This is a genomic window from Streptomyces rubellomurinus (assembly GCF_000961885.1).
Classification (GTDB): domain Bacteria; phylum Actinomycetota; class Actinomycetes; order Streptomycetales; family Streptomycetaceae; genus Kitasatospora; species Kitasatospora rubellomurina.
In genome coordinates, this window is the sequence record NZ_JZKH01000338.1 from 1 (window position 1) to 421 (window position 421).

Sequence of the window (421 nt, forward strand, 5' to 3'; positions counted from 1 at the left end):
CGCGCGTGGTCGGCTGATGCAGGCGCTGCCGGCGGGTGGGGTGATGGTGGCGGTGCGGTTGTCCGAGGCGGAGGCCGTCGAGCGGTTGGCGGGCCGGTCGGGGGTGGGGATCGCGAGTCTGAACGGGCCGCGGTCGCTGGTGCTCTCCGGTGAGGAAGCGGCCGTGGACGCGCTGGTGGCAGACCTGGAGGCCGAGGGCGTGCGCTGCAAGCGCCTGCGGCTCTCGCACGCCTTCCACTCGCCGCTGATCGAGCCGATGCTGGACGAGTTTCGGCAGGTGTTGGAGGGCGTGGAGTTCCGCGCGCCGCGGCTGCCGGTGGTGTCGAACGTGTCGGGCGGTCTGTTGACGGCCGAGCAGGCGTGTGCGCCGGAGTACTGGGTGCGTCAGGCCCGCGAGGCGGTGCGGTTCGCGGACAATGTG

1 protein-coding gene is annotated in these 421 nt (G+C 72.7%); it reads left to right on the forward strand.

Annotation, left to right across the window (positions count from 1 at the left end; translation table 11 throughout):
- Positions 1–16: 16 nt before the first annotated feature.
- A partial coding sequence (locus VM95_RS38095) for an acyltransferase domain-containing protein (RefSeq protein ID WP_244179163.1) occupies positions 17–421 on the forward strand: 405 nt, incomplete at its 3' end.